General features: G+C 47.7%; 8 protein-coding genes. 1 reads left to right on the forward strand and 7 read right to left on the reverse strand.

The window, feature by feature from the left end; all coding sequences use genetic code 11:
• The 5 genes from QZZ54_RS18980 to QZZ54_RS19000 form a co-directional block, all read right to left on the reverse strand.
• Positions 1 to 1,223, reverse strand: a 1,223-nt coding sequence (locus QZZ54_RS18980; protein ID WP_290705763.1) for a TolC family outer membrane protein, incomplete at its 3' end; no start/stop codon positions are given.
• Complete coding sequence (locus tag QZZ54_RS18985) at positions 1,220 to 4,294, reverse strand: efflux RND transporter permease subunit (protein WP_290705765.1); 3,075 nt, start codon at positions 4,292 to 4,294, stop codon at positions 1,220 to 1,222. The genes QZZ54_RS18980 and QZZ54_RS18985, both read right to left, overlap by 4 nt.
• A gap of 3 nt (positions 4,295 to 4,297) precedes the next feature.
• On the reverse strand, positions 4,298 to 5,368 hold the full coding sequence (locus QZZ54_RS18990) for an efflux RND transporter periplasmic adaptor subunit (protein WP_290705767.1): 1,071 nt from the start codon (positions 5,366 to 5,368) through the stop codon (positions 4,298 to 4,300).
• An 11-nt stretch (positions 5,369 to 5,379) separates the two neighbouring features.
• A complete protein-coding gene (locus tag QZZ54_RS18995) occupies positions 5,380 to 5,994 on the reverse strand; it encodes a TetR/AcrR family transcriptional regulator (protein ID WP_290705769.1) in 615 nt (204 codons plus the stop codon).
• 225 nt (positions 5,995 to 6,219) lie between these two features.
• The gene (locus tag QZZ54_RS19000) at positions 6,220 to 7,401 is read right to left on the reverse strand and encodes a pyridoxal phosphate-dependent aminotransferase (RefSeq protein WP_290705771.1); all 1,182 of its coding nucleotides are present in this window, start codon (positions 7,399 to 7,401) and stop codon (positions 6,220 to 6,222) included.
• Between the two features lie 250 nt (positions 7,402 to 7,651).
• Here QZZ54_RS19000 and uvrB point away from each other — a divergent pair, with 250 nt between their 5' ends.
• Entirely contained in the window at positions 7,652 to 9,664 is a 2,013-nt protein-coding gene (gene uvrB / locus QZZ54_RS19005; RefSeq protein WP_290705773.1) for an excinuclease ABC subunit UvrB, read from the forward strand.
• Here the strand turns inward: uvrB and QZZ54_RS19010 are convergent.
• Complete coding sequence (locus QZZ54_RS19010; RefSeq protein WP_290705776.1) at positions 9,659 to 10,609, reverse strand: ATP-binding protein; 951 nt, start codon at positions 10,607 to 10,609, stop codon at positions 9,659 to 9,661. The two genes, uvrB and QZZ54_RS19010, sit on opposite strands and share 6 nt — an antisense overlap.
• Positions 10,610 to 10,620: 11 nt before the next feature.
• The coding region (locus QZZ54_RS19015; RefSeq protein ID WP_290705778.1) for a heme NO-binding domain-containing protein at positions 10,621 to 10,988 on the reverse strand (368 nt) is incomplete at its 5' end.

The raw sequence follows: 10,988 nt of genomic DNA on the forward strand, positions 1-10,988 counted from the left end.
TTGAACAGGTTCTGGATGTAGTCATACCGGGCGTTAGCGTAGTCCCGTAGAGAACTATAAAGTTGCTGCTCTGCCTGTAAAACATCAACCACATTTCGGGTGCCGACGTTGAAGCCCTCTTCAGTCGCCTTAAGGGCTGTTTCGCTAGAGAGAATGCTTTGCTGGCGGGCGGCTACACTCAGGACATTCGTTTGCAGGTTACGCAACAGATTGCGGGTCTCCTGAATAACGCCTCTAAGAGTATCGTCCTGGTTAAAGCGAGCCTGGGTCAAGCCGTATTCAGCCTGACGACTGGTAGAACTGGTTGCTCCGCCAGAGAATATCGGCATGGAGAGTGTTAGCCCAATTTGATTGGTTTCCGCCCAGTCATTACTAACTGTAGTGCCTTTATCCCGATCATGACTTGCCGTAAGTGAAAGGGTTGGCAAGTGACCACTGGAGGCTGCTTGAGCTTGTCTTCGAGCGGCTTCAGTGTTGGCTTGTGCTACTTTCAGTGACAGATTCCCACCCTGGGCTTTCTCTATCCAGTCTTTAGACGCAATAGGGGAGATGTTCTCAACCGGATAGTCCTTTGCCAGTGGATCGATATCGCTTATTGGTTGTCCAGTTAGTCGCTCAAGTGCTTGGAAACTGTTGTCCAGGTCTCCTTCTGAGAGAATTCTGGAGACCTGAGCATTGTCATAAGATGCCTGAGCTTCCTGAACATCGGTAATGGCGATCAGACCCACTTCAAATTGTGCATTAACTTGTTCGAGGCGACGCTTTATCGCACGTTCCTGCGCTTGCGAAGTTTCAAGAGTAGTTTGCGCTCGTAGTACGCTCAGATAGCTGTCAACAACCCGCAGAATGAGGTTTTGCTGGGCCTGATCAAACTGTAATTCAGCGGCCTCAGACAGAGAGATACCTTGCTGGTAATTGAACCAGGCAGCGGCTGAAAACAGTGGCTGACTCAGGCTTACAGTGTAGCCGTGATTGTTGAAATCGGCTGTTTCAGCTTCAACCCATGTAGTGTTTCCGCTGAGGGAGACGCTGGGTAGTAATCCCGCGCGACTCTGAGGCAGGGCTTCTGCGCCTGCGAAAGAGGCTGCTTCAGCCGCTTTGAGTTGCGGGTCCTGAGCCAGTGCCTGCTGGTAGATCTCTGTTAGTGCAGCGGCGCTAACGTGGGGGGTTATGAGAGCACAGCTAATCGCTGCGGCTAGCAGAGTGTGTTTAGTTACTTTCACTGCTCAGATCCTTGTTCCATAAGTTGAATGTCCGGCTCGATCTGTTTGAACAGACGCTTACCAAGATAACTGTATACCGTAGGTATTACAAACAGTGTTAGTAGCGTACCAAAAGTCATGCCGCCGACGATAACCCAGCCAAGCTGTTGTCGACTTTCAGCACCGGCGCCAAAGGCAACTGCGAGTGGGATTGCTCCTAGTACTGTAGCACCGGTGGTCATCAAAATCGGGCGCAGTCGTAGTGTGGCAGCTTCAATGATGGCGTCTTGAACTGCTCGTCCCTGATCCTGCAATTGATTGGCAAACTCGACAATCAGAATGCCGTGTTTAGTGACTAGTCCGACGAGTGTGATCAGGCCGATTTGACTGTAGATGCTGAGTGAGCCTCCACTGAAATACAACGCCAGCAAACCGCCGAACAGTGCAGGCGGAACTGACAACATGATGATCAGAGGGTTGCGGAAGCTTTCAAATTGAGCAGCCAGAACTAGAAAGGTAAATGCTACAGCCAGAAGAGCAGTGAACATCAGGCTGTTACTGGATGACTTGAATTCGCGGGATTGACCGCCGAAATCGTACAGTGTTTCAGGACTGATCTCCGCCATCTGTTGTTCGATATAATCGAGCGCTTCACCCACACTGTAGCCAGGAGCCAGAATCGCCTGGAAAGTCACAGATTTCATTTTATCGAAATGGTTTAGCTCTTTTGGCGCAACGCTTTCGTTTATATCGACAACGGAGCTTAGCTGTACCATTTGACTGTCATTCGTTCGCAGATAGATCGTGCTGAGATCGCTGGGATCACGACGCTGTCCGGGTTCAACTTGTAGAATGACATCGTACTGTTCACCATCTTTCTTGAAGCGGGTGACCTGACGGCTGGCCATGAAGGTTTCGATGCTGCGTCCGATCAGACTAATATCCAGTCCCATTTCTGAAGCTTTATCACGATTAACATCGATCGTTAGTTCCGGTTTGTTTAGCTTAAGATCGACATCCGGCTGAATAAAGCCAGGATTCTGAAGGATGCGCCCCATCAACTGATCGGCGATACCTTTCAGCTCGGCATAATCGGTATTTGATTTGATAATAAATTCTATTGGACGAGAGATGAAGCCCTGGCCCAGTGATGGCGGATTCATGGCAAAAGACATGGTGCCAGTCACGCCACCAAATAGTTGTGGGGTGAGCTCTTGTGCTATCGATTGCTGTTTACGCTCCCGGTCTTCCCAGCGTTTCAGGCCAAGGAAGGTCATCGAGTTTGTATCGGTAGGGAATCCAACGATCGTAAAGTAACGATCCCCTTCCGGTACCTGTCCAATCATCCCTTCTACCTGGCGGGCATAGCGGTCAACATAATCGACCGAGGAGCCGTCGGGAGCGATCGACATTGCAAGAATGTCTCCGCGATCCTCAATCGGTGCCAGTTCCTGAGGTAACTGAGTAAAAAAGAAGCCACTGCCAGCCAGGCTGATCAGCATGATCGCAACAGCTAGTAAACGAGATTTTAGTACTTTCTTGAGAAGTGATTGATAACCTGTAGTTAAGCGCTGCAGCCAACCTTCAATCAGATTAAACATTGCGCTATGCTTGGTTTCATGCCGTAACAGGCGCGATGACATCATTGGCGAAAGTGATAATGCGATGAAGGTTGAAACCACGACGGCACCCGCCAGGGTCAATGCAAATTCAGTGAACAATTTACCCGTACGGCCTTCAGAAAAAGCGATTGGTACAAATACTGCAACTAGCGTCAGTGTTGTAGCGATAACCGCAAAACCTATCTCTTTGCTGCCTTTAAAGGCTGCCTGAATAGGGGAGAGCCCATTTTCAACATGACGGTAAATGTTTTCTAACATTACGATGGCATCGTCAACCACCAGACCGATTGCCAGAACCATGGCTAGTAGGGTGAGGGTGTTAATACTGAAACCCATGCCCAGCATCATCGCAAAAACACCGATCAGCGAGAGGGGAATCGTAATAACCGGAATCAAGGTTGCCCGCAGATTTCGCAGAAAGAAAAAGATAACCAGTACAACCAACAGGCTGGCTAACAGGATGGTACTGAACACTGACTTTATCGATTCTGCAATAAATATAGATGAATCATAAGCGAGTTGAACTTTAACGCCTTCAGGCAGTGCGGCTTCAATTTGTGGCAAGCGCGCCTGAATGCCTTCTGATACATCCAGAGGGTTACTGGTTGACTGCTTTACTACACCCAGAGCAACAGCGGGCTCACCTTTATAGCGAGACTTTTTACGCTCATCTTCTGGCGCAATTTCTACTCGGGCAATATCCTTGATTTTAACAGGGTAGCCGCTGTCATTTCGGATAATAATATTTTCAAATTGAGCCACGCTGTTCAAGTCTGTGCGAGACAGTACGCTGAACTCCCTCTGGTCGCTTTCAATACGTCCGGCAGGAATCTCAATGTTCTGACTGCTTAAAGCAGCCTCAATATCTTGGGGAATAATTTCATAAGCAGCCATGCGAGCAGGGTCAAGCCAGATGCGCATGGCATAGCGTCGATCACCAAACATCATTACGCTGGCAACACCGTTAACGGTTTGTAGCGGGTCCTTAACCAGACGGTCGGCAATGTCGGAGATCTCCATCATACTGTGTCGGTCTGATGAAAGTGCTAGCCAGAAGATAGGTTGTGCGTCTGCTTCAGTTTTAGCTGTAATTGGCTCATCGACGTCGTCAGGGAGCGCGCCGCGAACACGACCGACACGGTCGCGCACATCACTGGCAGCGTCATCTGGGTCACGATCCAGAGTAAAGGTGACCGTTATCTGGCTCTGACCTGAGCGGCTGATAGAGCTTATGAAATCGATCCCTTCTATACCAGACAGAGAGTCTTCGATGACTTGTGTTACCTGGCTTTCAATAATAGATGCACTGGCACCAGGGTAATTGGTTTCTACGGTGACAACCGGAACATCGATTTTCGGGTATTCACGAACCGTCAGGCGGTCGTAAGAGACGGCACCTATCAGCAGCACGAGCAAACTCATTACTATCGCCAGTACGGGGCGCTTAATACTGATTTCAGAGAGGATCATGGTTTAAGCTCCAGGCTGTTGTGCGGATTGTTCAGCACTGCCATCGACAAAGATCGGAGTCACTGGCATCCCCGGAAACAGCTTGATCTGGCCAGCGGTAATGATTACTTCATCAACATTGAGACCGTCCAGAATGTTTACCTGACCGTTTCGACGTACTCCCAGCTGTACAGGTACCATATCGACTGTGCCTTCCACGACCTTCATCACAAAGAAGTTGTTGTTCTGAGGAATGATTGCTTCTTCAGGTATCATCAGGGCCTGTTCATCTGTGCCAGTGATAACCTGGATGCGCACGAACAAACCTGGACGGAGTAGGTTATTCCGGTTAGGTACTTCAGCGCGTACTGCGATATTGTGACTGCGTTCATTTACGCTCGGGGAAATTGCATAGATTGTGCCAGTAAATACTTCATCTTTTAGAGCATCAACCAGAATCTGAACCTGTTGCCCGGTATGTAGGTTGGTTATTTGATTTTCCGGGATTCGGAACTCAACTTTCATGGTGTTGAGATCGGTCAGTTCGACCAGATCCTGTCCGGCGTTGACATAATCACCAGGACTAATTTGGCGCAGACCGATAACGCCAGAGAATGGTGCGTTGATGGTCATCTTATCCAGACGGGTCTGAGCCAGTTCCTGCTGAGCTTGATCAACACGCAATTGCGCTAAAGTAGTGTCCAGATTCTGTTGTGATCCGACTTTCTTTTTTACAAGACTGGCTGCACGTTTGTAAGCGATACGGCTAAGGCTTACCCGAGCTTTTGCAGCTTCCAGCTCCGCTTGATATAGCGACGATTCTAGTATCAGTAATTTAGTGCCTTTGACTACAGGTTTGCCTTCTGTAAATAAAATCTGCTGAATTTTACCGCTCTGTTCAGGGCGTAGAATGATAGATTCATTTGCACGCATTGTACCTACCGCTTCGATAGAGTGGATCAGCGGCTTGCTCTGTACATGAACCACTTCAGCAGGCAGACCCTGAGGCGCTTGTTGTTCCTCGGCGATTGCTGTATTGCTACCCAGGATGGCAAGGCTAAAGAGTAGTGGGGTTAAAATTTGTTTGGTTTTCATCAGTATTTCCACTATTTGGGTTCTGTGCCTGCAAGAGGCTGGAATAGGGTATAGAGTGAGTCGGAGACTTCGCGCAATGGTGCCGTTGAGGCCTCTACTTTTGTTCGTAATAGGGCGCCTTGCCAGGAATCCCAAAATAGCTGGGCAAGCTGACGGGCTGGAATATCATTACGCATGCTTCCTTCGGCTTGGGCTAAAAGATAATCTTCTTCAATACATTCGATAACTTGCTCACAAGAGCTCCGAATAGTCTCTCTGAAAGAGTCGCTGGCATTGCCGACCTCACCCATCAAATTAGTCAGTAAGCAGCCCGTAGCCAGAGGGTCTTCTTCATATTCCGCTATAAATATCTCTATAGCAGCATGGAACTTATCCATTAGGTTGCCGGAGACCTCATTGATACGAGAACTCCATTTCTCATCTTCCAGTTGGTGATGGTACTCCAGTACGGCTACTGCAAATTGTTCTTTGCTTTCAAAATAATTATAGAAAGAGCCTTTAGGTACTTTACAAACGTCCAGAATTTCTTTCAATCCGGTACCGTGATATCCCTGACGGTTAAAGAGCTCCTTGCCTGCTTCCAGGATTTTTTCCCGATTATGCTCGTTTCTTTTGGGGCGGTTCATGATAATTAGACCGGTCGTCTTAAAACTAAAAAATGATTATATATAGACTAATAGATAATGCCAATATTTGTCGTGTAAAGAATTGTAAGGAATTGTATGGGCCTTTACTCAAGGCAATTGGAAAGGTGTTTGCAGAGAGTTAGTTAGATATTACTTGATGAGAAAGCAGGCGTTGAAAAATATAAAAAAACCGGGCAGGGCCCGGTATTTTTTAAAAGAGAGGTATTATTTTTCTAACGCAACTTTAATGCGGCTGATTGCATCTTCTAAAATATCCAGAGATGTAGCGAAAGACAGGCGCATGTTACCAGGGGCGCCAAAAGCGGACCCTGGAACTAGTGCTACACCGGCTTCTAACAGTAGGAATTCCGCCAGATCGATATCGTTTTCGAACTTGTCGTTGCTGTCGATCACCTGCTGAAAGCTTGGAAATGCGTAGAAAGTGCCGTCGGCGGGGATGCAGCTGACGCCTTCGATATCATTCAGTTTTTCCAACACGAAGTCATGACGCTGTTTAAACGCCCGAACCATCTCTTTAACACACTCCTGATCACCTTCCAGCGCAGCCTGTGCGGCAACCTGGGAGATGGATGTTGGGTTAGAAGTGCTCTGAGACTGGATCTTCTTCATCGCGCCGATCAGCTTGGCAGGACCAGCCGCGTAACCAATACGCCAACCCGTCATAGAATAAGCTTTTGAAACACCGTTAAGCACGATGGTGCGATCATAGAGCTCAGGGCAGACGTTAAGTATGTTGATGAATGGCTCATCGGTAAACAGGATATGCTCATACATGTCGTCAGTAGCGATCAATACCTCTGGGTATTTCACCAGTACTTCACCCAGAGCTTTCAGCTCTGCTGCGGTATAGGCAACGCCGGTCGGGTTTGATGGGCTGTTAAGTACCAGAAGTCTGGTCTTATCAGTAATCGCTTCTTCCAGTTGAGCTGGTGTGATTTTAAAGCGAGCTTCCTGGGTGGTGGTCATGATAACCGGTACACCTTCACCCATCAGCACCATATCCGGGTAGGAAACCCAGTAAGGAGCCGGGATGATTACTTCATCACCTGGGTTCAATAACGCCAGAGAGAGGTTGAAAAAACTCTGCTTACCACCGCAAGAGACTAGAATTTGGTTAGCTTCGTAGTCAAAGCCGTTATCGCGTTTAAACTTCTCAATAATGGCTTTTTTCAGAGCAGGAGTGCCGTCAACAGCTGTGTATTTTGTGAAGCCGTTGTTTAGCGCTTCGATAGCAGCGTTTTTAATATGATCTGGGGTGTCGAAATCGGGTTCGCCGGCACCCAGGCCGATAATGTTTTTGCCTGCCGCACGCAATTCAGCAGCTCGGTTAGTCACTGCCAGTGTCGGGGAAGGTTTAATGCTGTTAACGCGATCGGAGAGTTGCATTGTCCTAGCCATTTCCTCTGAAAAAATGTGGCGCCATGCCACGGTATATTCAACCGCCAAATAATACCGGAAACAAGGTTGCGGAAAAATCCCCCTGTACGGTGAAAATCGATAAAAACAGCATTTATTTCAAGAAAGTTACAACTTTATTCAATTTCAGTTGTTTTACGCTTGTAGTGAGATCATTCAGCAGAAAAAAATTCTTACAGGTATAATAGCCGGCTTCCATTTTTTGCAGTACAGAATACTTATGAAACAGCGTTTTCAGGTTCAGTCTAAGTTTCAGCCTGCGGGTGACCAGCCAGCCGCTATCGAAAATTTGGTTAAAGGTATTCATGCGGGTCTGGCGTCTCAGACTCTGCTCGGGGTAACCGGATCGGGTAAAACCTTTACCATTGCGAATGTTGTTGCTGAGTTGCAGCGTCCGACTATTGTTTTGGCACATAACAAAACATTGGCCGCCCAGTTGTATGGCGAGTTCCGGGATTTTTTCCCCAATAATGCGGTTGAGTATTTCGTTTCTTATTATGATTACTACCAACCCGAAGCTTATGTTCCCTCATCAGATACCTTTATCGATAAAGATGCCTCGATAAATGAGCATATCGAGCAGATGCGACTGTCGGCGACCAAGGCGTTACTGGAAAGGAAAGATGCGATTATCGTTGCATCGGTCTCTTCCATTTATGGATTGGGTGACCCGGAAGCCTATCTGGGAATGATGCTTCACCTGGATCGGGGCGACCAGGCGGATCAACGAGCTATCTTGCGTCGCTTGGCTGAGCTGCAATACACCCGCAATGATGTTGAGTTGCACCGGGCTACTTACCGGGTTCGCGGTGATGTGATCGATGTGTTTCCGGCGGAATCTGAAAAAGAAGCGGTGCGGATCGAGATCTTTGACGATGAAATAGAAAACCTGAGTTACTTTGATCCTCTGACCGGTGAGGTTTTGCGCCGTGTGCCCAGAGTGACTATCTATCCTAAATCACATTATGTTACTCCGCGGGAAACCCTGGTCGCCGCGATCGATAAGATTAAAGATGAGCTAGATGGCCGACTTAAACAGCTACGGGATCACGACAAGCTAGTCGAAGCCCAGCGGCTGGAGCAGCGTACGCTGTATGATATCGAGATGATTCGGGAACTGGGCTATTGCTCTGGAATTGAGAACTACTCCCGCTATCTTTCAGGACGGGATCCAGGCAATGCCCCGCCAACGCTGTTTGATTATCTGCCTGACGATGCGCTGGTAGTGGTCGATGAATCCCATGTGACTATCCCCCAGTTAGGCGCAATGTATAAAGGCGACCGTTCCCGTAAGGAAACGCTGGTGGAGTACGGCTTCCGTCTGCCTTCGGCGTTGGACAACCGGCCTATGAAATTTGAAGAGTGGGAGATTCAGGCGCCACAGATGATCTTTGTCTCAGCGACGCCGGGGAAATATGAAGCGGCCCAGGCAGGGCAGGTAGTCGAACAGTTAGTACGTCCAACCGGATTGCTCGACCCGATGGTCGAAGTGCGCCCAGCCAAGACTCAGGTTGATGACCTGCTTGGTGAGATTAATCTTGTTGCCGGTCGAGGAGAACGGATTGTCGTCACTGTGCTGACCAAACGGATGGCTGAGGATCTGACTGATTATCTCGCTGAGCATGGTGTGCGGGTGCGTTATCTGCATTCTGATATCGATACCGTAGAGCGGGTCGAGATCATCCGTGATCTGCGGATTGGTGAATTTGATGTATTGGTGGGTATTAACCTGTTGCGGGAAGGTATCGATATGCCTGAAGTGAGCTTGGTGACTATTCTGGATGCGGACAAAGAGGGCTTCTTGCGATCAGAAACCTCTATGATTCAGACGATTGGCCGGGCGGCGCGGAATATTAATGGCCGGGCCATTCTCTATGCAGACCGGATTACCGGATCGATGCAGCGGGCGATAGATGAAACCGAACGTCGTAGAGAAGTACAGGTCATCTATAATAAGAAGCACGGTATTGTACCTGTAGGTATTGTTAAATCTGTTGCCGATATTATGGAAGGAGCATCCGCTATTCCGGGGCGTAAAACCAAAACCGGCCGGAAGGTGGCAGAACCCGCCGCTGAATTTGAGATTGATCCTAAGAAACTCACCACTGCTGAGTTGGCGAAGACGATGAGCCGCTTGGAAGACAAGATGTATGAGTCGGCTAAAAATCTTGAGTTTGAAAAAGCAGGCCACTACCGGGATCAGCTGGAAAAGCTTAAGCATAGCGGCTTATGATGTGCCTGCTATAGGCAGGCTAATTTCGAAGCAAGTTCCTTTGCCCTGGGCGCTCTTAACATTAATAGTGCCATTATGGTCTTTTATAATTCCGTAAACGATCGACAAGCCCATCCCCGTTCCCTGGCCTACGGGCTTTGTCGTGAAAAAAGGGTCAAAAATCTTTTTGCATACCTGTTCATCCATACCACTGCCATTATCTTTAATGCGAATAATGATCACATCATCCTGACTGGTGGCGGAGATAAAAATTTGTGGATTCTGGTTATACTCCAGAGCTTGTTTAGCGTTTATTAATAGATTGAGAAATACCTGATTTAACTCACCTGGGTTACATTCAACTAAGGGAAGGGAGTCGATCATACAGTTCACAGCAATACTGTCATTCAGTTCACTTTGTAGTATTTTTAATGTGCTGTTAAGGCCCGCAGCCAGGTCGGCTTTAACCCGTTCTGATCCCTGACTATGAGAGAAGTGGCGCAGGTTCTGTACAATATCTCGCAGTCGTATCAGGCCCTCTTCAGTATCCGTAAGTAGTTCTTCCGTATCTTCTTGTATAAATATCAGATCTTGCTCATCCAGTAGCGTTTGAAGCTGGTCTGATTGTGAAGGGGAGAGGTTTTGTTGCTCCTGCCATTGGCGATTGAGCTTTAATAGCGCATTGTATGAATGAATATAACGGCGCAAACTTTCCATATTGCTTAAAACAAATGCTAGTGGGTTGTTAATCTCATGGGCAATACCCGCTGATAAGGTTCCCAGAGTAGCCAGCTTTTCATTACGTAACATCAGGCTTTGTTGTTCCTTTAGCCTGTCATTAGTATTTAATAGTTCATTATTGAGTTTGAATAGTTCTCTGGATTTATCTTCCAGTAGTTGCTCCGCTTCGCGACGAGCTTTTTTTTCTCTACGGTATGCTTCCTGATAGGCGATATCTTGACTCATTTATTGTGTCCTCAAGCCTTAAATCGGATGATCAAATCACAATGATCATGACCTTTATGCATACAACGTGGGTGTTCTAAGGTGATGGCTGTTTTGTAGTGTTGCGCTGCACCGCGAATCAGGCCTTCTGCCAGGATGCAAAGCTGGCGGGGAGAACGGTATTCCATGAGTAGTGTCTGATCGTCTGTATCAATGCAGTTAAAGGAGGGTAGGTTAGGATTTTCATAAAGCTTTCGCACCTCGACATGGATAACTTCATCGACGCTTTTTAAAAAACCGCGAAGCGTGTTTTCCTGTTCAATAAAAATAGGATAGCGGTCTGCAAGCTGGCTGAACATATATTCACCAAACATTCCGATAACCTCTGAATCAGGCATTT

It is taken from the genome of Amphritea sp., assembly GCF_016744155.1.
GTDB lineage: Bacteria > Pseudomonadota > Gammaproteobacteria > Pseudomonadales > Balneatricaceae > Amphritea.